General features: G+C 71.6%; 21 protein-coding genes, 1 other RNA gene and 1 pseudogene. 8 read left to right on the forward strand and 15 right to left on the reverse strand.

The features are described 5' to 3' along the window. Nucleotides 1-20: 20 nt before the first annotated feature. Nucleotides 21-578: pseudogene (locus tag ACZ7L7_RS19085) on the reverse strand (aldo/keto reductase); the annotation flags it as partial. A gap of 122 nt (nucleotides 579-700) precedes the next feature. Next, entirely contained in the window at nucleotides 701-1,027 is a 327-nt protein-coding gene (locus ACZ7L7_RS19090; RefSeq protein WP_472076582.1) for a nuclear transport factor 2 family protein, read from the reverse strand. Nucleotides 1,028-1,148: 121 nt separating this feature from the next. Between ACZ7L7_RS19090 and ACZ7L7_RS19095 the strand changes: the two genes are divergently transcribed. Together ACZ7L7_RS19095 and ACZ7L7_RS19100 are read left to right on the forward strand one after the other, a co-directional pair. After that, complete coding sequence (locus ACZ7L7_RS19095; protein WP_472076584.1) at nucleotides 1,149-1,706, forward strand: DoxX family protein; 558 nt, start codon at nucleotides 1,149-1,151, stop codon at nucleotides 1,704-1,706. A 77-nt stretch (nucleotides 1,707-1,783) separates the two neighbouring features. After that, nucleotides 1,784-2,128: a MazG-like family protein gene (locus tag ACZ7L7_RS19100; RefSeq protein WP_472076586.1), complete on the forward strand. Its 345-nt coding sequence runs from the start codon at nucleotides 1,784-1,786 to the stop codon at nucleotides 2,126-2,128. A gap of 120 nt (nucleotides 2,129-2,248) precedes the next feature. Here ACZ7L7_RS19100 and ACZ7L7_RS19105 read toward each other — a convergent pair whose 3' ends face one another. From ACZ7L7_RS19105 to ACZ7L7_RS19115, 3 genes are all read right to left on the reverse strand, one after another. Beyond that, nucleotides 2,249-3,076, reverse strand: coding sequence for a glycoside hydrolase domain-containing protein (locus ACZ7L7_RS19105; RefSeq protein WP_472076588.1), 828 nt, complete (start codon nucleotides 3,074-3,076; stop codon nucleotides 2,249-2,251). Between the two features lie 116 nt (nucleotides 3,077-3,192). Further along, nucleotides 3,193-3,597: RNase P RNA component class A (rnpB, locus tag ACZ7L7_RS19110), an RNA gene on the reverse strand. A gap of 33 nt (nucleotides 3,598-3,630) precedes the next feature. Continuing rightward, the gene (locus ACZ7L7_RS19115) at nucleotides 3,631-4,200 is read right to left on the reverse strand and encodes a Uma2 family endonuclease (RefSeq protein WP_472076590.1); all 570 of its coding nucleotides are present in this window, start codon (nucleotides 4,198-4,200) and stop codon (nucleotides 3,631-3,633) included. Between the two features lie 122 nt (nucleotides 4,201-4,322). Between ACZ7L7_RS19115 and ACZ7L7_RS19120 the strand changes: the two genes are divergently transcribed. After that, complete coding sequence (locus ACZ7L7_RS19120) at nucleotides 4,323-5,108, forward strand: MerR family transcriptional regulator (RefSeq protein ID WP_472076592.1); 786 nt, start codon at nucleotides 4,323-4,325, stop codon at nucleotides 5,106-5,108. Here the strand turns inward: ACZ7L7_RS19120 and ACZ7L7_RS19125 are convergent. Next, a complete protein-coding gene (locus ACZ7L7_RS19125) occupies nucleotides 5,059-6,498 on the reverse strand; it encodes an RNB domain-containing ribonuclease (RefSeq protein ID WP_471432554.1) in 1,440 nt (479 codons plus the stop codon). The two genes, ACZ7L7_RS19120 and ACZ7L7_RS19125, sit on opposite strands and share 50 nt — an antisense overlap. A gap of 76 nt (nucleotides 6,499-6,574) precedes the next feature. Between ACZ7L7_RS19125 and yaaA the strand changes: the two genes are divergently transcribed. Both yaaA and eda read left to right on the forward strand, forming a co-directional pair. Next, on the forward strand, nucleotides 6,575-7,357 hold the full coding sequence (gene yaaA, locus ACZ7L7_RS19130) for a peroxide stress protein YaaA (protein ID WP_472076594.1): 783 nt from the start codon (nucleotides 6,575-6,577) through the stop codon (nucleotides 7,355-7,357). Nucleotides 7,358-7,445: 88 nt separating this feature from the next. Beyond that, the gene (gene eda / locus ACZ7L7_RS19135; RefSeq protein ID WP_285515713.1) at nucleotides 7,446-8,093 is read left to right on the forward strand and encodes a bifunctional 4-hydroxy-2-oxoglutarate aldolase/2-dehydro-3-deoxy-phosphogluconate aldolase; all 648 of its coding nucleotides are present in this window, start codon (nucleotides 7,446-7,448) and stop codon (nucleotides 8,091-8,093) included. Here the strand turns inward: eda and ACZ7L7_RS19140 are convergent. The 3 genes from ACZ7L7_RS19140 to ACZ7L7_RS19150 are packed head-to-tail and all read right to left on the reverse strand — an operon-like array spanning nucleotide 8,068 to nucleotide 10,814. Continuing rightward, entirely contained in the window at nucleotides 8,068-9,222 is a 1,155-nt protein-coding gene (locus ACZ7L7_RS19140) for a bifunctional RNase H/acid phosphatase (RefSeq protein WP_472076596.1), read from the reverse strand. The genes eda and ACZ7L7_RS19140 overlap by 26 nt on opposite strands. Before the next feature lie 12 nt (nucleotides 9,223-9,234). Then, nucleotides 9,235-9,978 (reverse strand): zinc ribbon domain-containing protein, encoded by a 744-nt coding sequence (locus tag ACZ7L7_RS19145; protein WP_285515747.1) that lies wholly within the window; start codon nucleotides 9,976-9,978, stop codon nucleotides 9,235-9,237. Further along, nucleotides 9,975-10,814 (reverse strand): Nif3-like dinuclear metal center hexameric protein, encoded by an 840-nt coding sequence (locus ACZ7L7_RS19150; protein WP_471593275.1) that lies wholly within the window; start codon nucleotides 10,812-10,814, stop codon nucleotides 9,975-9,977. Before ACZ7L7_RS19150 ends, ACZ7L7_RS19145 begins: the two co-directional genes overlap by 4 nt. Before the next feature lie 198 nt (nucleotides 10,815-11,012). Between ACZ7L7_RS19150 and ACZ7L7_RS19155 the strand changes: the two genes are divergently transcribed. Continuing rightward, complete coding sequence (locus ACZ7L7_RS19155; protein WP_472076598.1) at nucleotides 11,013-12,236, forward strand: hypothetical protein; 1,224 nt, start codon at nucleotides 11,013-11,015, stop codon at nucleotides 12,234-12,236. 97 nt (nucleotides 12,237-12,333) lie between these two features. Then, the gene (locus tag ACZ7L7_RS19160) at nucleotides 12,334-12,486 is read left to right on the forward strand and encodes a hypothetical protein (RefSeq protein WP_285515717.1); all 153 of its coding nucleotides are present in this window, start codon (nucleotides 12,334-12,336) and stop codon (nucleotides 12,484-12,486) included. 65 nt (nucleotides 12,487-12,551) lie between these two features. Here ACZ7L7_RS19160 and ACZ7L7_RS19165 read toward each other — a convergent pair whose 3' ends face one another. The 3 genes from ACZ7L7_RS19165 to ACZ7L7_RS19175 form a co-directional block, all read right to left on the reverse strand. After that, nucleotides 12,552-13,499 carry a 3-oxoacyl-ACP reductase gene (locus tag ACZ7L7_RS19165; protein WP_285515718.1) on the reverse strand — a complete coding sequence of 316 codons (948 nt, stop codon included), beginning with the start codon at nucleotides 13,497-13,499 and terminating at the stop codon, nucleotides 12,552-12,554. A gap of 11 nt (nucleotides 13,500-13,510) precedes the next feature. Then, entirely contained in the window at nucleotides 13,511-14,587 is a 1,077-nt protein-coding gene (locus tag ACZ7L7_RS19170) for a Zn-dependent alcohol dehydrogenase (protein ID WP_285515719.1), read from the reverse strand. A gap of 148 nt (nucleotides 14,588-14,735) precedes the next feature. Continuing rightward, on the reverse strand, nucleotides 14,736-15,593 hold the full coding sequence (locus tag ACZ7L7_RS19175; RefSeq protein WP_285515720.1) for a MaoC/PaaZ C-terminal domain-containing protein: 858 nt from the start codon (nucleotides 15,591-15,593) through the stop codon (nucleotides 14,736-14,738). A 267-nt stretch (nucleotides 15,594-15,860) separates the two neighbouring features. Here ACZ7L7_RS19175 and ACZ7L7_RS19180 point away from each other — a divergent pair, with 267 nt between their 5' ends. Beyond that, nucleotides 15,861-16,493, forward strand: a complete 633-nt coding sequence (locus tag ACZ7L7_RS19180) for a response regulator (protein ID WP_285515748.1) — start codon at nucleotides 15,861-15,863, stop codon at nucleotides 16,491-16,493. A 66-nt stretch (nucleotides 16,494-16,559) separates the two neighbouring features. Here the strand turns inward: ACZ7L7_RS19180 and ACZ7L7_RS19185 are convergent, their stop codons facing one another. The 3 genes from ACZ7L7_RS19185 to ACZ7L7_RS19195 are packed head-to-tail and all read right to left on the reverse strand — an operon-like array spanning nucleotide 16,560 to nucleotide 19,405. Further along, the gene (locus ACZ7L7_RS19185) at nucleotides 16,560-17,357 is read right to left on the reverse strand and encodes a hypothetical protein (protein WP_285515721.1); all 798 of its coding nucleotides are present in this window, start codon (nucleotides 17,355-17,357) and stop codon (nucleotides 16,560-16,562) included. 29 nt (nucleotides 17,358-17,386) lie between these two features. Beyond that, nucleotides 17,387-17,926 (reverse strand): SigE family RNA polymerase sigma factor, encoded by a 540-nt coding sequence (locus tag ACZ7L7_RS19190; protein WP_285515722.1) that lies wholly within the window; start codon nucleotides 17,924-17,926, stop codon nucleotides 17,387-17,389. A 51-nt stretch (nucleotides 17,927-17,977) separates the two neighbouring features. Beyond that, nucleotides 17,978-19,405, reverse strand: a complete 1,428-nt coding sequence (locus ACZ7L7_RS19195) for an MFS transporter (RefSeq protein WP_453606214.1) — start codon at nucleotides 19,403-19,405, stop codon at nucleotides 17,978-17,980. Nucleotides 19,406-19,497 lie beyond the last annotated feature (92 nt).

Raw genomic sequence — 19,497 nt, forward strand, 5'->3', positions numbered from 1 at the left:
GACGGGCCGTTGTTGTGGGCCTACCGCCCGAGGATGCCGTCGATCTCCTCCAGCTGAGCCGGCGTGAGCGGCCCCTTGCCGATGGCCCCCGCGTTCTCCTCGACCTGAGCGACGGTACGGAACCCGGGAATCGGCACGGTGAGGGGACTACGACCCCAGATCCAGGCGAGGGCACCCTGCGCGAGCGTACGCCCGCCACTGGTAAGAACATCCCGAACGGCATCGACCCGCTTCAGCCACTCAGGATCGGCCCCCACGCCCTCCGAGAACCCCTCCAGCCACCCAGACGGCGCACTACGAATGTCCCCGGCCTCCAACGCCTCCCGCGCACCCCGCTTCCCGGCGAGCAACCCCATGGCAAGCGGACTCCGATTGACACTGGCCAACCCCTCCCCCTCACACAGCGCGAGCATCTCAGGAGCGTCCTGAAGCACGTTCAGCCGATGCTGTACGGCCGCACAGTGCGGGCCCGCGGCGAAGACGGCGGCGCGGCCGGGATCGTCGCTGCTCCAGGCGTAGGCCCGTATGAGCCCGTCGCGCACGAACTCCTCGCAGAGATCGCGGAGTTCGGCGGCACGGGCGGAGGCCGAGGGCGCTGACGCGGATGTCGGTACGCCCCAGTGTCCTGAAGTTGGTCTCCATGGCCTGGAGGCTAGGAATTGAAGCGCACTTCAAGGCAAGGGGTGTTGCCGATCGTGGACTAGGCCTGCCCGGTCTCGAACCGTCGGATCTTCCCGCTGTCGTCGACATCGAAGCGCCACCGGGTGCGCATCTCGCCCCAGGTGTCATTGCGGTACCGGGCGATGAGGGCGTGCCCGCCGTCGGACTCCTTGTCGACCTCCATGTGCCCGTTGGACTCGAAGATCTCCCGGTCGATCCAGTCGTCGAGGTCACGGTCGGTACCGTCGTCGGCCATGGTGGCGTCCGGGGTGAGCAGGGACATGAAGGTGTCCCGGTCGTGCTGGTTGAGGGCGGTCACGAAGTCCCGGACGACGGGGTCGCTGAGGTTTTTGGGCTGAATCGTCATGACGGCAGGCTCACACCGCGCCGGGATGCCCGCCACCCGAACGCCATCCAGGACGGGCCGTGCGGGCGGGGCCGATGCGACGGTGAGGAACAAGACCTGCCGCCTTCCCTCAGGAGTGAACGTGAGCGCATACGACCGACGGGATCTGGGCCTGCTGCTGCTCCGGCTGGGCACCGGCGGGGTGCTCGCGGCGCACGGGGCGCAGAAGCTGCTGGGCTGGTTCGGCGGCGGGGGCATCGAGGGCACGGGCCAGTTCATGGAGTCGGTGGGCTACAGCCCGGGCCGGACGAACGCCCGGATGGCGGGCCTGGCGGAGGCGGGCGGCGGCACGCTGCTGGCGCTGGGCCTGGCAACCCCGGCGGCGGGCGCGGCAGCGGCGGGCGCGATGGCGGGCGCCGCCGCGGTCCACGCCCCCAACGGCTTCTTCAACGCCGAGGGCGGCTACGAGTACGCGGCGACGCTGGGCCTGGCGGCAACGGGCCTCGCCATCACCGGTCCCGGCCGCCTGTCCCTGGACCACGCCCTGGGGCACGTCTTCGACCGGGGTTGGATGGTCCCGGTGGCGCTTGCGGCAACGGCGGCGGGCACGGCGGTGGTGGTGGGCCTGCGGAACAAGCGGGTGCGGGAGGAGAAGGAGGGCGAGCAGGAGGCCCTGTTCGAGGAGGGCCTGGCCCGGTAGGGCGCGGTAGGGGCGCCGTTCGGGAGCCACTGGCCCGGTAGGGGGCGCTGTCAGTGGGGCGTGCGAATCTGCTGCGCATGACTGACCACCCCTCCCCTTCCGCCGCCCCCGGCCTCTGGACCGGCATCGAGGACCTCTGCACCTGGCTCGACACCAACCGCCCCCTCGACGGCCCCGAAGCCCTCCTCCTCCGCATCCTCAAACTCTCGGAGGAGGTCGGCGAGGTCGCGGAGGCGGTGATCGGAGCGACGGGGCAGAACCCCCGGAAGGGTTCCTCCCACACCTGGGAGGACGTGCAGGCGGAGCTGTGCGACGTGGTGATCACGGCACTGGTGGTGCTGCGGACGTTGACGCCGGAGGCTCGGGAGGTGTTGGCGGGGCATGTGGAGAGGGTGCGGGAGCGGTCGTTGGGCGGGGCTTAGACCGGGCCCACCGCCCCAGCAGTCCGTACAGTCAGCACAGGCCGACGAGTAAGCGGCGACATGCGGTGGGCCGCACCATCAGGCTGACGCGCGCCCGGTTCGCAACCACCGGCCGAGTCGCTATCCGATCCGGGCCACGGGAGCGTCCCAGGCGTTTCGGTCGACGGTGATGGTGTGGCCGCCGCGGGTCTCCTTGCTGTTGACCATGTACTGGTGAGCGCGGCTGTGGTTGGTGTACAGCTTGGGATCCCAGGGCCAGTCGGCTGTGGTGGTGTTCTTCTTGTTCCACAGCGCGTACCACAGGTTGCCCGGCAGGTCGGTCCGGTCCTTCGCGGTGGCGATGGCTTTGGCGCTGGAGCTGCTGAAACCGTAGAGGCCAGCGCGGTACGTCTTCGACCGCAGGGTCTTGGTGAAGGAGCGCACGTACGTCAACGTGGCGTCGTTGCACGCCTTGTTCGTGATGTCGTACGACTCCATGTTGAGGTAGATAGGGCTGCCGGGCTTCATGCCGAGGGCGGCCGCTTTGGCGACGGCGTCTTTGGCGTTGCTCACCCCGAGGGACGCCGCCGTCGACGCGGTGAACCGCTCCGGGTTCCTGCTGGCCTGGCAGGGCGGCTGCGCGCCGACGTAGAGCGGGATCAGCTTCCAGCCCGCGGCGTTGACCGACTTCACCCAGGACGCGGTGAGGTTGGGCTGGGCGCAGCCGCGATTCTTGCCGCCGATGTAGACCGCCGCGGCACCGTAGAAGCCGGTCTTCCACGCCTTCATCGCGGCGAGCGCGGGTGCCGTGCAGGTGTCGAACGCCCGTCCCGTGTACGTCTTCTGCGCGGGCCAACTGGTGGCGGCCATGGAGGTCTGCGCCGCGATCCCGGCGCCGGCCACCACGACAACGCCGGTCGTGGCCCACGCGATGTAACGGCCCCTCTTGGACAGCCGGTGACTGGACATTCCCACCCCATTCGAACCACGGCGGACGGCCACGTGCGATGCACACGGAGACCTGCGGTGACGGACCTGCACCCTATCCAAGATCCATCGGTGGCTGACGGCGGAGGGGGTACGGCAGGACGAGTCGGGCTGTACGCCGGGTTCTGTTCCCCGGTTCCCTCGCGGGGGCCGGGGCGACGGCCATCCATCTAGGACCGGTGTTGCCACCGGCCTCGTGCGGTCTACCCGCGGACTCGGGCGGGCAGCCCTCAAGCGTCCGCGCAGGGCGCTTTTTACAGCGCCCCTCTTGACCTTGCTCCGGGTGGGGTTTACCTAGCTGCCCAGGTCACCCTGGGCACTGGTGGTCTCTTACACCACCGTTTCACCCTTACCGAGGACGCGAGGTCCCCGGCGGTTTGCTTTCTGTGGCACTGTCCCGCGGGTCACCCCGGGTGGCCGTTAGCCACCACCCTGCCCTGTGGAGCCCGGACGTTCCTCGGGAGGTTCCCGAAGGAACCCCACGCGGCCGTCCGCCCGGCTCGTCTGCCGTGTCGACCATGGTACCGGGCGGGGGGTCAGAGGAAGTCCCTGGTCTCCAGGTCGAAGGAGAAGGGCTTCGGGAGCGGTAGGGGGTTGCCCAGGGCCACCGCGTGGAGTTCTTGGTAGTCGTCCGCCTTCGGGGACCGCAGCAGCGTGATCCATTTCGTCTCGCGGTTGACCAGGAGGTACAGGGGGATGCCCGCTCGGGCGTAGCAGCGGCGCTTCGTTTCGCGGTCTCGCTCCGGGCTGCGGTTGGTCACCTCCAGCACCATCGTCACGCCCTCGCACGGCATCCACGGATCGGCTCCTCGGAACAGCCTTCGCTTCTTGCGGGCGAACGTCCCGTCCGGGATTACGTGGTCCGGCGGGCACCCCTCCGCGCTCCCCAGCTTCAGGCCCTTGTTGGCCGCGAACTGCATCTTGGTCGCGGAATGCTCGGTCACCTGCTCGACGATCCTGCTGACGCAGTGCTCATGCTGTCCGTCCGGTACCGGTGTCGCCGCGAACTCTCCTTCCAGCAGCTCCGCCTTCAGCCCTTTCGGCATCTCCAAGCCAACAAACCAGTCCAGCAGGAGCTTCTGCGTGATCGGGTCGTGGTGCGTCATGGCGCCTATACGACGGTCCGCGCGCCGTCCTCAGCACCCGGATCGCGGAAGATCACCCGCACGAGACCCCCGAAGCCCACCGCCCTTGACCCTCCCGCCACGTCAAGGTTTCTACTGTCCCCATGCGCATCGGAGAGCTCGCCGACGCCGTAGGTGTCACCACCCGGACCGTCCGGCACTACCACCACCTCGGGCTGCTCCCCGAGCCGGAGCGGTTGAGCAACGGGTACCGGGACTACGGCCTTCGGCATGCCGTCCTGCTCGCGCGTATTCGGCGGCTCACCGAGTTGGGGCTCGGGCTTGCCGAGGTGCGGGACGTGCTCGCCGACGACGCCGGGAAGGAGCTCGGCGAGGTGCTTGCCGAGCTTGATCAGGACCTTGCCCGGCAGGAAGCCGAGATTCGGGAGCGGCGGGCCCAGCTGCGAGGGCTCATGGAAGGCGGCATGAGCTCCGAGGGGCCCGTCTCCGACGAGCTCGCCTCGCTATTCCGGCGTACCGCCCCTCTCTCCGACTCCCCCATGGCCGCCAAGGACCGGGAAATCCTCGCCCTCGTCGAGACCACCGCCAAGCCGGAGGACCGGGCCCGGTTCGCCTCCCTCATCAGCGGCAGCCTCGCCGACCCCGACGGGATCGAGCGTGCCCGTGCCGCCTACGCCCTCCTCGACGACCTGGAGGACGCCGAGGTCGACGATCCGCGGGTGGAGGAGGCGGCCCGTGTGCTCGTCGGGGCGCTGCCGGAGGGGCTGCTCCCCGAGGGCAGCACGGAGATCCAGCTCGACAGCCCCTTCCTCCGCGCCCTCTACGCCGACTTCGCCCCCGCCCAGGCCGAGGCCGTCCGGCGGACCATCGAGTTGCTGCTCACGCGGGGGCGAAAGCCACCCGTGCCTCCCCAAGATCCGCCTGCGTGAGGCGTACGCGCAGACGCTCGCCCAGGGGCAAGGGGCCGGACGATGACTCGACCCTGCCTATCACCGCCGGGTCCACCAGCTGCACCGTCCCCACGCCCGGCCTGCGCTCGTCCACGTCCACCACGCACGCGTCGAACTCCTCCCCCACCCTGTCCTTCAGCAGCGCCGCCTCCACGATGTCCACGCACTCGCGTTCCACCGTGCCGGCCCTCCGCGATCCCTCCGTCATCTCCTTCGGGAGGTCGGGGAGTGCCGACAGGACCCACTCCGGGGCCGGTGCGTCCGCTGCCGCCGACAGGCACAGCTCCGTCGCGTACCGGTCCGCCAGGCGGCGCAGGGGTGCCGTGCAGTGCGTGTACGGGGCCGCCACCGCCGCGTGCGTCGTGATGTCCGGGAGGGCGCCGTCCCGGAACACCGTGTAGCCCGCGCCGCGCAGCAGCGTCGTGCACTCCAGCAGGAACGCCGCGTGGTGCGGCTGATTCGGGTCCAGGGAGCGGACCAGTTCCGCGTACGAGACGTGGTGCGGCCAGTCGATGTGCAGGGCCGTGGCCGTACGGCGCAGGCGGCCGACCGCTCCGTCCGGGGCCGCCGGGAGGGTGCGGAGTACTCCGGTGCCGTAGCCGAGCATCAGGTCCGCCGCCGCCATGCCCGTCATCAGGGAGATCTGGGCGTTCCAGGACTCGGCCGGCAACGGGGCTCGGTACGACAGTTCGTAGCCGCCGTTTCGTTCCGTGATTTCCTGCTCCGGGACGCGCAGGGAGATGCCTCCCCGGTCCACTTCCAGGGACTCCCGCAGGCTGCCTATCTCCCTCAGCAGCGCCAAGGGTTCCTCGGCCCCGCCCCCGTCTATCTCCCTCTGCACCTCCGCGTAGTTCAGCTTCGCCCTGCTGCGGACCAGTGCCCTGCGTACGTCCACCGACAGGGGGTGGGCCTCCGCGTCCAGGTCCAGGGTCCAGAGCACCGCCGGGCGCGTTTCGCCCGGTAGCAGGCTTGCCGCTCCCTCGCTCAGCACGGCGGGGTGCAGCCCGATCCTGGTGTCCGGGAAGTACAGGGTCATCACCCTGGCATGGGTCTCCCGGTCCAGGAGCGAGCCCGGCTCCACGAACGCCGCCACGTCCGCTATCGCGTACCGGACCCGGTAGCCCGTGCCCTGGCGGGACAGGTGCATCGCCTGGTCCAGGTCCGTCGACGTGGGCGGGTCGATGGTGAAGAGGGGGACGTCCGTCGCGTCGTCCAGAGGGAGGGACGGATCCCTTGCTGCCTTCTCGGCCTCCGCCAGAACCTTCGGCGGGAAGCTCTCCGGAATGTCCAGTTCGGTGCGCAGTGCTGCCAGCGCGGCCCGGAGGGGGGCTTCGGGGGCGCCGGTCACGCGGATGTGGCGGCGGGGCATACAGCGAGCGTAGGGCGGGGGGCGCCGGGTGGCACGCCGTACGCTGTGGCCGAGCTCTAGCGAAGGAGATCCACCCGTGCTTGTCCTGCTGCCGCCCTCCGAAGGCAAGGCGTCCTCCGGTCGTGGGGCCCCGTTGAAGCCGGAGTCGCTGTCGCTGCCCGGTCTGGCGGAGGCCCGTGCGGCCGTGCTCGACGAGCTCGTCGAGCTGTGCGCCTCGGACGAGGAGAAGGCGCGGGACGTGCTCGGGCTGAGTGAGGGACTGCGGGGCGAGGTCGCCAAGAATGCCGGGCTGAGGACCGCGGGGGCGCGGCCTGCCGGGGAGATCTACACCGGGGTCCTCTACGACGCCCTCGATCTCGCCTCCCTCGATGCCGCCGCCAAGCGGCAGGCCGCGCGGTCGCTGCTCGTCTTCTCCGGGCTGTGGGGCGCCGTCCACGTCAACGACCGGATCCCCTCCTACCGCTGCTCGATGGGGGTCAAGCTGCCCGGGCTCGGTGCGCTGGCCTCCCACTGGCGTACCGCCATGGCCGACGTCATGCCCGAGGTCGCGGGGAACGGGCTCGTGTTGGATCTGCGGTCGTCCGCCTACGCCGCCGCCTGGAAGCCCAAGGGGGAGGTCGCCGGGCGGACCGCCAGTGTGCGGGTGCTGCACGCGTCCACCCGGAAGGTCGTCAGCCACTTCAACAAGGCCACCAAGGGGCGGATCGTACGGAGTCTGCTCGTCGGTGGAGTGCGGCCCGCCGGGCCTGCCGAGCTGGTGGAGGCCCTGCGGGATCTGGGGTACGTCGTCGAGGCCGAGGCGCCGAAGAAGGGCAACACCGCTTGGTCGCTCGACGTGCTTGTGGAGGAGGTCCACTAGGACTCCAATAGGTCCCAGACCCCAGGCCCCATTGCATCATGCGCAATGCCCTTTGCGCAGTGCGCTTCGCGGCGGCACGATGTCTCGCATGAGCAGCGTGCCGCCGTCCTCCGTTCTCGACCTCGCCCCCGTCCTCCCCGTCGTCGTCATCGACGATCCCGCCGACGCCGTACCCCTCGCCCGGGCCCTCGTCGCCGGGGGGCTGCCCGCCATCGAGGTGACCCTGCGGACGCCCGGCGCGCTCGATGCGATACGGGCCGTCGCGAGCGAGGTTCCGGAGGCTGTCGTCGGAGCGGGGACCGTCATCGCGCCCGCGCAGGTAAAGGCGGCCGTCGGGGCCGGGGCTCGGTTTCTTGTCAGTCCCGGGTGGACCGACGTGCTGCTCAACGCCATGTGGGGGGCCGGGGTGCCGTTCCTGCCGGGGGTGTCCACCGCCTCGGAGGTCGTGGCGCTGCTGGAGCGCGGGGTGCGGGAGATGAAGTTCTTCCCGGCGCAGGCCGCCGGCGGTACGGCGTATCTCCGGTCCCTGTCGGGGCCGTTGCCGCAGGCGCGGTTCTGTCCCACCGGGGGTATCGGGCCCGACTCCGCGCCGGAGTATCTCGCGCTGCCCAACGTGGGGTGCGTCGGCGGGAGTTGGATGCTGCCCGCCGATGCCGTCGCGGCCCGGGACTGGGCCCGCGTCGAGGCGCTGGCGCGTGCGGCGGCGGGGCTCAGCGCAGGTGGGACGTGTCGTTGAAGAGCCGGACGCTCGCGTTGCCGTCGGCGTAGTACGCCACCGCCGACAGGGACGCCGCCGAGAGTTCCATGCGGAACAGGGACTCGGGCGGGGCGCCGAGCGCGAGCCGTATGAAGGTCTTGATCGGGGTCACGTGGCTGACCAGCAGGACCGTGCGGCCCGCGTAGGCGGCGATCAGCTTGTCGCGGGTGGCCGCGATCCGGACGGCGGTCTCGGCGAAGCTCTCGCCGTCGCCGGTCGGGCGGGCCCCGGGGTCGGCGAGCCAGGCGTTGAGGTCGTCGGGGTAGCGCTCGCGGACCTCGCCGAAGGTCAGGCCCTCCCAGGCGCCGAAGTCCGTCTCGCGCAGGCCCTCTTCGAGGGTCACCTCAAGGCCCAGGCGCTTGGCCACGGCCTGGGCCGTCTCCCGGGTACGGGCCAGGGGGGAGGACACGATCGCCTGGATCGTGCCGCGCCTCGCCAGCGCCTCGGCGACCAGTTCGGCCTGCTCCCGGCCGATCTCCGACAGCGCCGGGTCATTGCCGCCGCTGCCCGAGAACCGCTTCTGCGGGGTCAGCGCCGTCTCGCCGTGCCGGAGCAGTACGAAGGTGGCCGGGGCACCCATGTCGGCGGGGGCCCAGCCGGGGGTGGCTACGGTCTTGGCGGCGCGTACGTCGGCCTCGGCGCGAGAGGCGCGTACGTCGGCCTCGGCCGTCTTCGGGACAGGGGTGCCGGTCGGCGTCCCCTCCGTCCCCGCGTCCATCGCCTCGTTCGCCAGCCGGTCCGCGTGCTTGTTCCGCTCGCGCGGGATCCACTCGTAGGTCACACGCTCCGGCGGAAACACCCGTGACGCCTCCATGGCCAGCGGCTTCATGTCGGGGTGCTTGATCTTCCAGCGGCCCGACATCTGCTCCACGACGAGCTTGGAGTCCATCCGAACGTGCACCGACGCGGTCGGGTCCAGCTCGTACGCGGCTCGCAGACCCGCCAGCAGGCCCCGGTACTCGGCGACGTTGTTGGTGACCACGCCGAGGTATTCGGAGCGTTCCGCCAGGACCTGGCCGGTCGCCGCGTCGGTGACCACCGCGCCGTAGCCCGCGGGCCCGGGGTTGCCCCGGGACCCGCCGTCCGCCTCGACGATGAACTCCCGCACGCCGCAGGCTCCCTACAGTCCGGACTCGGCCGTACGCACCAGGATGCGGCGGCAGTTCTCGCAGCGCACCACCGTGTCGGGGGCCGCGGCGCGGATGTCGTTGATGTCGGTGATGGACAGCTCCTGGCGGCAGCCCTGGCAGGTCCGCTGGTACAGCTTCGCCGCGCCGATGCCGCCCTGCTGCTCGCGCAGCTTGTCGTAGAGCTTCAGCAGGTCGGCGGGCACGGACGCGGCCACGACCTCGCGCTCCTTGGTGACCGTGGCGACCTCGCCGTCGATTTCCTCGTACGCCGCGTCCCGGCGCCCGGTCGCGTCGTCGATCTTCGACTGCACGGAGCCGACCCGCTCGGTCAGCTCGGCGACCCGCTCCTGGGCGGACTCGCGGCGCTCCATGACCTCCAGGACCACGTCCTCCAGGTCGCCCTGGCGCTTGGCGAGGGAGGCGATCTCGCGCTGGAGGTTCTCCAGGTCCTTCGGGGAGGTGATGGCGCCGGAGTCCAGGCGCTGCTGGTCGCGGGCGGCGCGCTGGCGGACCTGGTCGACGTCCTGTTCGGCCTTGGTCTGCTCGCGGGCGCAGTCGCTCTCCTCGGTCTGCGCGGCCACCAGCAGGTCGCGCAGCTGGGTGAGGTCCTTGGTCAGCGACTCGATCTCGGCGTGCTCGGGCAGCGACCGGCGCTTGTGCGCGAGCTGCTGGAGGCGCACGTCGAGGGCCTGGACGTCGAGAAGGCGGATCTGGTCGGCGGGCGCGGCGTTCAGTTGGGGGCTCCAGGTGAAGGGGAGTGACTGGTCCAGGGGTCGGTGACCGTCTTGGAGACATGGACCCGAAGGTCCCAGCCGTGGCGGTCGGAGATCTCGTCGAGCTGGGCTGCGGCCAGCTCGCACCAGGGCCACTCGGTGGCCCAGTGCGCCGCGTCGAGCAGCGCGAGAGGACTGTGGGCGACCGCCTCGGACGCCGGGTGGTGGCGCAGGTCGGCGGTGAGGAAGGCGTCGACGCCCGCGGCGCGTACGACGTCGAAGAGGCTGTCGCCGGAGCCGCCGCTGACCGCGATCGTACGGACGGTGGCCCCGAGGCCGCCGGCCACGCGGATGCCCTGCGCGGTGGCGGGCAGCCGAGCGGCGGCGAGGTCGGCGAGTTCGCGGACGGTCAGCGGGTGGTCCAGCTCGCAGATACGGCCGAGGCCGCGGCGGCCGGAGGGGTCGGTGGGGTCGGGCACCAGCGGGCGTACGACCCTGAGGTCGAGGGCGCCGGCGAGGGCGTCACTCACGCCCGGGTCGGCGGTGTCGGCGTTGGTGTGGGCGACGTGCAGCGCGATGTCGTTCTTGATCAGCGTGTGCACGACACGGCCCTTGAAGTGCGAGGCCGCCACCGTCGTCGTCCCGCGCAGATAGAGCGGGTGATGGGTGACCAGCAGGTCCGCGTCCAGCTTCACCGCCTCGTCGACGATCTGCTGGACCGGGTCGACGGCGAACAGGACCCGGCCGACCTCCTGGTCGGGGTCGCCCACTACGGTGCCGACCGCGTCCCAGGACTCGGCCCGCTCGGCGGGCCACAGGTTCTCCAGCGCGGCGATGACTTCAGACAGACGGGGCACGGGGAAAAGGCTACCTGCCTGTTCTGCGCCGCAGTACCGCCGCGGGGGCCCCGGCACCGCACGGCCCCCGTGGAGCACAACGGTCCCCGTTTCCTCAGGCGAATCGTTCCTGGGCCACACCTTTGTGTGAAGGGGAAGCCTGCCGGTCCCACGTCTGTGCGTGCGAAAACTAGCTTCGTCGCCGGAGGTGACCAGACGATGACGGCCTGTGCCATCGAACCCCCGGCTGCCGAACCGACGGCCGCCGACTCGCCGGAGCCGCGGGCGGAGTGCGCGATCACCGCGGACGGCGCCTACGCCGCCCGCCTCGCCCTGGACGGCGACTGCTGGTTCCCGGAGCGCTGGACGCTGGACGGACCGGAGCCGTACGCGGTGCCGCTGCCCGGCAACCAGCCGGAGGAGCCCGGCACCGAGCTGCAGCCGATGGGCGACGGACGGGTGCTGATCCGCCGGGAGGCCGACGGACGGCATGTCTTCTCCCTGCTCTACCCGACCGGACCGGGCACCGGTGAGCTGCTGATCGGCGCGGTGGAGTGCCCCGAGCCGGGCACCCGGCTGCGGCTGCTGCCCCCGGCGCCCTGCGGCCGGCGGGCGTACGCGCTCGCCGTGGGCCGGCACACCAGCACCCTGTGGCTGGTGGCGGGCGGCGCCTTCGGCCCCGAGCACGTCGCCGAGCTGCCGGGCCGCTGCTCGGGCGGGGTGTGGCTGGACCGGACGGGGCGGATGCTGGCGCTGGACCGGGAGGTGGGCGGGCGTACCAAGGCCGTCGTGGTGGATCTGGAGCGGGCCGGTGAGGTCTCCCCGCTGCTGCAGATCGCGGCGGACAGCGACGACCGGCTGCTGCTCGCCGACCCCGACAGCGGACTGCTGCTGATCGGCTCGGACGCGCCGGAGCCGGGGCGGGGGCCGCGGCTGGGCTGGGGGGTGCTGGGCAGCACGCTGCCGGTGCGGTTCCCGGAGTGTCTGCGGGTGCCGGACTGCGCGGTGACTCCGTTCGCGATCCAGCCGGGGCAGGTGCTGATGCCGGAGAACTGCGGGGTGGCCCTGCGGGTGGACGGGCCGGTCGGCAGCTGGGTCGGGGTGTGGCGGCCCGCCGAACGCCGGATGCGTCATCTCCCGGCGCCCACGGGGTGGTTGGCGGGCGCCGGACTGTGGACCCGGGACGGGGAGCTGCTGCTCCCGTACGCCACCGCCGAGGTGCCGTGCGGGGTGGAGCGGGTGGCGGCCTCCGGTCCCGTCGGACCTCCCACTGGGGAGGGGGAGGACGCTTCGGGGGATCCGGTCCGAGACGGTGCGACGGCGACGGCACACGCCCCTGCGACCGACGCCGTCGAGGCCGCGGACACGGATCCCCCGGAGCCGGTGATGGCCCGTCCGGTGCCGTTGCAGCAGGCCCCATTGGGGCGTCTTGTAACGAAGTAGTGGCGGTTGGCGTGTGCGGCTGGATTCGGCCCGAGGTGCGACGGTTAAACTCGCCCGGCTGTCTGAAAGATCATGTTGACGGGGTGAATTTCTTCCGATGAGCGACGCCACTACGACCTACCCGCCTGCCCAGGACCAGGAGACCACCGGTCACGGCAGGCACCGCGGTCCGGTCTCGTCCCACGACCAGGAGGCGGCCCCCCGCGGCCGTCACCGCAAGCCGGCGGAACCGACCGAGACGGCGGCCTGAACGACCGAGCGGCCCCGCCCCCCTTCTTGTACGAGGGGGCGGGGCCGTTCGCATGCCGGGCGGCCCTACGCCCGCTTCAGCGCCAGTACTTCCGCCGCCGCGAACGTCTCCCCCGGCGGCCGGTCCGCGTAGTGCTCGGTCAGTACGGCGTCCAACTCGTCGTACGTGAACGTCTCCTGCTTGCTGTCGAACCGGGCCCGCACCCGGGGCCGTTCCACCACCGCGACCATGCCGCCGTGCACGACGAGGAGCTGGCCGTTGACGCGGGCGGCGGCCGGGGAGGCCAAGTAGCCGACGAGCGGGGCGACATGCTCGGGGGCGAGCGGGTCGAGACCGCCCTCCGCGCTCGCCTCGCCGAACACGTCCTCGGTCATCCGGGTCCGGGCCCGGGGACAGATGGCATTGGCCGTCACCCCGTACTTGGCGAGCGCCAGCGCCGTGGAGGTGGTCAGTCCGACGATTCCGCCCTTGGCCGCCGCGTAGTTGGGCTGGCCCGCCGATCCGGCGAGGAACGCCTCCGAGGAGGTGTTCACGATCCGCCCGAACACCGGCCCGCCCGCCGCCTTGGACCGCTCGCGCCAGTGGGCGGCGGCGAACCGGGTGGTGTTGAAGTGGCCCTTGAGGTGGACCCGGATCACCGAGTCCCACTCCTCCTCGGTCATCGAGAAGACCATGCGGTCACGCAGGATGCCCGCGTTGTTGACGAGGATGTCCAGCTTGCCGAACTCCTCGATCGCCAGCCCCACCAGCCGGGCGGCCTCCTGGAAGTCGGCGACGTCTCCCGTGTGCGCCACCGCCCGGCCGCCCGCGGCACGGATCTCGGCGGCGGTCTCCTCGGCGGGTCCGGCGGAGGCCTCACCGGAACCGTCCCGGCCGGGCTGCCCGTAGTCGTTGACGATGACGGCGGCCCCGAGCCGGGCCAGTTCCAGCGCCTCGGCTCGGCCCAGGCCGCGTCCGGCACCGGTGACGATCGCGGTGAGACCGGCGAGGGGTTGGTCGAGAGGGCTGTCCATCGGCCCCGCCCTCACAGCTCGATGCACGTACGCAGGGCGGTGCCCGTGCGCATCTGGTCCAGCGCCTCGTTGATCTCCGCCAGCGGCACCCGGTGGGTGATCAGCCCTTCCAGGTCGATCCGGCCCGCCCGCCACAGGGCGACGGTCCGTTCGTAGGAGCGCAGGACGTCGCCGCCGCCGTACAGGGACGGCAGGATCCGCTTCTCGTCGAAGAACAGCTCGAACATGTTGAGCTGGAAGTTGTCGTCCATGGCGCCCGCGCCGACGATCACCAGGGTGCCGCCGCGGCGGGTGTTCTCGTAGGCGGTACGGGCGGTGGCGGACCTGCCGACGACCTCGAAGACGTAGTCGAAGCCCTCTCCGGCGGTGATCTGCTGCTTGGCGTCGGGCAGTTCGTCGGGGCTCACGGCCTTGGTGGCGCCGAACCTCAGCGCGGCCTCGCGGCGGCCCGGTACGGGGTCGACGGCGACGATCTCGGCGGCGCCCTGGAGCCGGGCGCCCTGGATCGCGGAGATCCCGACGCCTCCGCAGCCGATGACGGCGACCGAGGAACCGGCCTGCACCTGGGCGGTGTTGATCGCGGCGCCGAGTCCGGTGGTGACGCCGCAGCCGATGAGGGCGGCTATGTCGAAGGGCACGTCCTCGGGCATCGGCACCGCGCAGCCGGCGTCGACGACGACCTCCTCGGCGAAGGTGCCGGTGCCCGCGAAGCCGAAGACATCCCCGCCGGGGCGCTTGAAGTTGGGGGTGCCGGCGTTCATGAACCCGGCCAGGCACAGCTGGCTCTGGCCGCGTTTGCAGGCGGGGCAGGCGCCGCACGGGGGCAGCCAGCAGACGACCACGCGGTCGCCGGGCTTGAGGTGGCTGACGCCGTCGCCGACCTCGACGATCTCGCCGGCGCCCTCGTGGCCGGGGACGAAGGGGGCGGGCTGCGGCAGGACGCCGTTCATCGCGGACAGGTCGGAGTGGCACAGGCCGGTGGCCCGTATCCGGATCCGGACCCGGCCGGGGCCGAAGCCGACCGCCTCCACGTCGTCGAGGACCTCCAGCTTGTCCTGGCCGGTCTCGTGCAGTACGGCTGCGCGCATGGTGCGGCTCCCCTCGGCGTTGGCTTGGGACTCGGGCTCAGGAGTGGATGGGGTGGGGTGGGGTGGGGTTCGGACCCGTGGGCGGCTGATGCGGGTGGGCGGCTGATGCGGGACTCGGACCCGTACGTGGCGGGCGTGGGACTCGAACTCAGGTGTGGCGGACGACGGTGTCGGTCAGAGCCGGGGCGTCGTCCCGGTCGGCGGCGGTGACGGTGACCCGGACGGTGTCGTCCCGGTGCCACATCCGGATGCGCAGGGTCTCCCCCGGGAACACGACCCCGGCGAACCTGGTGGCGTAGGACCGGACGCGGCTCGCGTCGCCGCCGAGCAGGGTGTCGACGACCGCCTTGAGGGTGACGCCGTAGGTGCACAGGCCGTGCAGGATCGGCCGGTCGAATCCAGCCTGCGCCGCGAACTCGGGATCGGCGTGCAGGGGGTTCCAGTCGCCGGAGAGCCGGTAGAGCAGCGCCTGGTCCTCGCGCAGGGTGCGCTCCACGGTCTTGTCGGGGTCGCCGGTGGGTGGGTCCAGGCGGGCGGAGGGTCCCCGGTCGCCGCCGAAGCCGCCCTCGCCGCGGATGAAGATCTGGGAGTCGTTCGTCCACAGCGGGCCGTCGGCGTCGGTGACTTCGGTGCGCAGGACGAGGACGGCGGCCTTGCCCTTGTCGTAGACGGCGGCGACGCGGTTGGTGGAGGTGGCGGTGCCCTCGACCGGGAGGGGGCGGTGGATCTGAAGGCTCTGCCCGCCGTGCAGGACGCGGGCCAGCTCGACCTCGATGCCGGGCATCGACAGTCCGCTGATCACTCCGGGGGCTCCGGCTCCGGCGACGGTGGCGAAGCTGGGCAGCACCTGGAGGCGGGACTCCAGGGTGTAGCGCAGCTCGCCGGGGTCGGTGGCGGGGACTCCGGCGCCGATGCCGAGGTGGTAGAGCAGGACGTCCTTGGCGGTCCAGGAGATCTCCCCGGACTTGGGTTCGGCGGCGAGGGCCTTCGCGGGGTCGATGGGCATGGGGCTCCTGACGGGTCTGAGACCTCGGCACGGTCGTCCGCACCGTCGGCCGCGCCGAGGTCGCGCGAGGGTGGATCGGAACACAGGGTCGTCGACGGATCTAGAACGCGTTCCAGTCCAGCGGACTCGTTATAGCCGAGGGCTCTGTAGTTGTGAATACTCCTGACACGGCGTCAGCTCTTCAAGAGGGGCGCCCGAGTGGCGTCCGGGGCACCTTTCACCTGCCCCGATGCCGCGCGTACGCCCTACTCTTGATCCGTGAACGAAATGCCCCGGAATTACCGTCCCGCCAAGTCCGTCCGGATACTCCTCGCCGAGGGCCGGGGCAGCGGGCGGGGCGCGCTCGCGGTGCTGCTCGGGATGGAGCCGGACCTTCGGGTGGTGGCGCAGGTCGGTTCGGGTGACGCGGTGGTGGACGCGGCCCTCGTCCACCGGCCGGACGTGGCGCTGCTCGACGTCGAACTGCCGGTCCGGGGCGGTCTGGAGGCCGCCGCGGATCTGCGCGACCAGGTGCCCGACTGCCGGGTGCTGATCCTCACCACCCACGGCCGCCCCGGCTACCTGCGGCGGGCCATGGCCGCGGGCGCCGTCGGCTTCTTGGTGAAGGACGGCCCGGTGGACGAGCTGACGCTGGCGATCCGCCGCGTGCTGACCGGGGAGACGGTCATCGACCCGGCACTCGCCGCGGCGGCGCTGAACGCCGGGCCCAGTCCGCTGACCGCCGACGAGTGCGAGGTGCTGCGGGCCTCGGCCGGCGGTGCGACGGTCGCCGACATCGCCGCCGCGCTGCGCCTGCCCGAGTCCGAGGTTGTCGATCTCCTCTCTTCCGCCACGGCCAAGGTCGGCGCCCGCAGCCGCCCCGAGGCCGTACGGGCGGTGCGGGAGCAGGGGTGGTTGTAGGGGGGTGCAGGGACGGGTCGGCCATGGCCGACTGATCCGAACGGCGGGCGTCGACAACGCTCGCGATCAGTACACCTGGCTGGCGTCCGTTGCCGACGCGAAGATCTGGCTCTCCGTCGTCTTGAAGGCCGTGCCCTCGGGAGCGAGACAGACGAACATGTCCACCGGGGAGCCCTGGACACCACGGAGCACGCCTTCGTCGGCGCTGATCGACTCCTCCTTGTCGGTGCGGCGCACTTCCGTGGCGGTGCCGTCCTTCCATAGGCACTTGATGTCTTGGGCGCTGCTGAGCACTTGGCCGATGACCAGGCGCTCGGGGCCGGCGGTGTCGGGGGCCAAGGGGATCGCGGCGGTAGGGATGTCCGCTGTGTACGCCATGGCGCGCAGCGGGATGCGGTTCTCCAGTACGACCGTCGTCTCCACGCCGTACGTCCGCTTGACGAAGTACGTGACCGTGCCGATCAGGTCGGAGGGTTTCTCGGCGTCCTTCGGGGTGCCCTCCTGTTCGGCGAGCGCGTCCCAGACGATCCGCGCCTCCGCCTCGTCGCGCGGGGCCGGCCACACGTCGACGGAGACCCACCAGTCCCGGCCCCGGTCCGTGCCGCTCGCCAGCCTGGTCCGCTGCGGGGACGTCAGATCGACCCGCCCCGTGGCCACCTGCCTGTCGCCCCGGCCGCCCACGGCCCCGGTGACCGCCAGCGCACCGGTCGAGCCCGCGATCACCACGGCCGTGACCGCCGCCACCGCCCACCTTCGTGCCCGGCGCCTGCGGCCCCGGCGGATCACTGTCTGGGTCGGGGCTATACCGATCTCGACCCCGTCCGCCGCCTCGGCCAGCAGGAGGGCGATGTCCCTGTGTGTCATGTCGCCGTTCGACTCCCGGTCCGTGTGCATCATTTCCGCCCCCCGTACGTCACCGTCTCCGCCAGCCCCGGTATGGCGCGCAGTTTCGCGATCCCCTTGGCCGCGTTGCTCTTCACCGCGCCGACCGAGCAGCCCATGGCCTCCGCCGTCTGGGTCTCGGTGAGGTCCTCCCAGTAGCGCAGCACCACCGCCTCGCGCTGGCGGGGCGGCAGTTGGGCCAGCGCCTTCAGCAGTACGCCCCGGTCGTCGGCCTGGGCGATGCGGTCGCCGGTGTCCGGCACCTCACGGACCAGGCCGGAGTCGTCCCTGGGCGCCAGGAACTCCACGAGCCGCCTGCGGTGCTTGCGTGCGTGGGCGTTGATCATCACGCGTCGTACGTACGCGTCCGGTTCGTCGGCCGCGCCGACTCTGCGCCAGGCCACGTAGACCTGTTCGAGCGTCGACTGGACCAGGTCCTCCGCGGCGTGCTGCTCCCCCGTGAGGAGAAATGCCGTGCGCATCAGCCGCGGCCAGCGGCCGGCGACGAAGTGCTGGAACTCCTCGTCCCGCGCCTTTGTCCGTTCCCCCATGGGCACCTCCTAGATGAATGAAGGAGTCCATGAGCCGCCCGGACCGTTGCCTCACTCCGCGGACATTCTCCGCGGCAGCCACAGCAGCATCAGCAGCGTCCCCGCCACGAGTACTCCGGTGCCCGTGCGGAACACCAGCGCGTACCCCTCGGTGAGCGCCTCGGCCGTGCCGTCGGAACCGGTGCGGGTGGCGGCGATCGTGGACATCACCGCGAGTCCCAGCGAACCGCCCATCGTCCGCGAGGTGTTCACCAGGCCCGACACCAGTCCCGCCTCCTGCGGCGGTGCCCCGGACGTGGCGAGGGAGGCGAGCGGGGTGGCGGTCAGGCCCGCGCCGAACATCATCAGGATCCCGGGGATCATGATCGCGGTGAGGTAGGAGCCGTCCACGGTCATCGTCGACTGCCAGGCGAAGCCGATGGCGGCCACGAGGGTGCCGATCGCCGCCAGGGCGCGGGCGCCGAGGCTCGGCATGAAGCGGGGGGCGAGTTTGGAGCCGACGACCACGGCGAGCGAGCTGGGGACCAGGGCGAGTCCGGCCTCCAAGGGGCTGTAGCCGAGGACGTTCTGGGCGTACAGCGTCATGAAGAACCACATGCAGAACATCGCCGACCCGCACAGGAACATCGACACGTTCGCCGAGGACACCGAGCGGCGGGCGAGCAGCCCGAGCGGCATCAGCGGGGCCGTCGTACGGGCCTCGACCGCGAGGAAGAGGGCGATCATGACGAGCCCGGCGGCCAGCGGGACCAGCGTGGCGGTGGCCGTCCAGCCCTCGGCCTCGGTCTGTGAGATGCCGTAGGCGAGGGTGGCGAGGCCCGCGGTCACCAGGACGGCGCCGGGCAGGTCGAGGCGGCGTCCGTCGCCCGCGCGGCTCTCGGCCAGCCAGCGGGCGGCGCCGAACAGCACGACCGCGCCGACCGGCACGTTGATCAGCAGGACCCAGCGCCAGGACAGCGCCTCCACGAGCAGTCCGCCGACCAGCCCGCCCGCGGCGCCGCCGCCCGCGCCGACCGCGGTCCAGGTGGCTATCGCCCGCGCCCGCGCCGGGCCCTCCGGGACGGCGGAGGTGAGGATCGTCAGGGTCGACGGCGCCAGTACGGCCGCGCCGAGTCCCTGCACGGCGCGCGCGAGCAGCAGTTGCCAGTCGTCCTGGGCGAGTCCGCCGCCGAGGGAGGCCAGCGTGAACAGGCCGAGCCCGACGAGGAACATCCGCTTGCGCCCGTAGAGGTCACCGGCCCGGCCGCCGAGCAGCATGAACCCGGCGAAAGCGATGGTGTACGTGTTCACCACCCACTGCAGCCCGTGCTCGCTCAGCCCGAGCCCGGTACGCATCGAGGGCAGCGCGGTGTTCACCACGGACACGTCGAGCACGACCAGGAACTGCCCGGCACACGCGAGCGCCACCACCAGCCACATCGGCGGCGCGACACGACGGGGCACACGACTGACTTCGGCGGCATCGAGCATGCGCGTCATGCTCTCAACACCGGAACGGTCCTGGCATCAGGTTTTGGCCGTGAGCTCGCTCGGTCCTTGGACGTAGGCCCCTTGGACGTAGGCACCTGGGA

The organism is Streptomyces sp. NPDC110618, from assembly GCF_055657065.1.

Coding starts and splice junctions, on each gene's coding strand:
- ACZ7L7_RS19115 (WP_472076590.1), bottom strand. CDS start 4,200: ATGACGCACCACGACCCGATCACGCAGAAGCTCCTGCTGGACTGGTTT.
- ACZ7L7_RS19185 (WP_285515721.1), bottom strand. CDS start 17,357: ATGACACACAGGGACATCGCCCTCCTGCTGGCCGAGGCGGCGGACGGG.
- ACZ7L7_RS19175 (WP_285515720.1), bottom strand. CDS start 15,593: ATGCCCATCGACCCCGCGAAGGCCCTCGCCGCCGAACCCAAGTCCGGG.
- ACZ7L7_RS19100 (WP_472076586.1), top strand. CDS start 1,784: ATGACTGACCACCCCTCCCCTTCCGCCGCCCCCGGCCTCTGGACCGGC.
- ACZ7L7_RS19190 (WP_285515722.1), bottom strand. CDS start 17,926: ATGGGGGAACGGACAAAGGCGCGGGACGAGGAGTTCCAGCACTTCGTC.
- ACZ7L7_RS19170 (WP_285515719.1), bottom strand. CDS start 14,587: ATGCGCGCAGCCGTACTGCACGAGACCGGCCAGGACAAGCTGGAGGTC.
- ACZ7L7_RS19105 (WP_472076588.1), bottom strand. CDS start 3,076: ATGTCCAGTCACCGGCTGTCCAAGAGGGGCCGTTACATCGCGTGGGCC.
- ACZ7L7_RS19180 (WP_285515748.1), top strand. CDS start 15,861: ATGCCCCGGAATTACCGTCCCGCCAAGTCCGTCCGGATACTCCTCGCC.
- eda (WP_285515713.1), top strand. CDS start 7,446: ATGAGCAGCGTGCCGCCGTCCTCCGTTCTCGACCTCGCCCCCGTCCTC.
- ACZ7L7_RS19125 (WP_471432554.1), bottom strand. CDS start 6,498: ATGCCCCGCCGCCACATCCGCGTGACCGGCGCCCCCGAAGCCCCCCTC.
- ACZ7L7_RS19090 (WP_472076582.1), bottom strand. CDS start 1,027: ATGACGATTCAGCCCAAAAACCTCAGCGACCCCGTCGTCCGGGACTTC.
- ACZ7L7_RS19155 (WP_472076598.1), top strand. CDS start 11,013: ATGACGGCCTGTGCCATCGAACCCCCGGCTGCCGAACCGACGGCCGCC.
- ACZ7L7_RS19165 (WP_285515718.1), bottom strand. CDS start 13,499: ATGGACAGCCCTCTCGACCAACCCCTCGCCGGTCTCACCGCGATCGTC.
- ACZ7L7_RS19120 (WP_472076592.1), top strand. CDS start 4,323: ATGCGCATCGGAGAGCTCGCCGACGCCGTAGGTGTCACCACCCGGACC.
- ACZ7L7_RS19195 (WP_453606214.1), bottom strand. CDS start 19,405: ATGACGCGCATGCTCGATGCCGCCGAAGTCAGTCGTGTGCCCCGTCGT.
- ACZ7L7_RS19160 (WP_285515717.1), top strand. CDS start 12,334: ATGAGCGACGCCACTACGACCTACCCGCCTGCCCAGGACCAGGAGACC.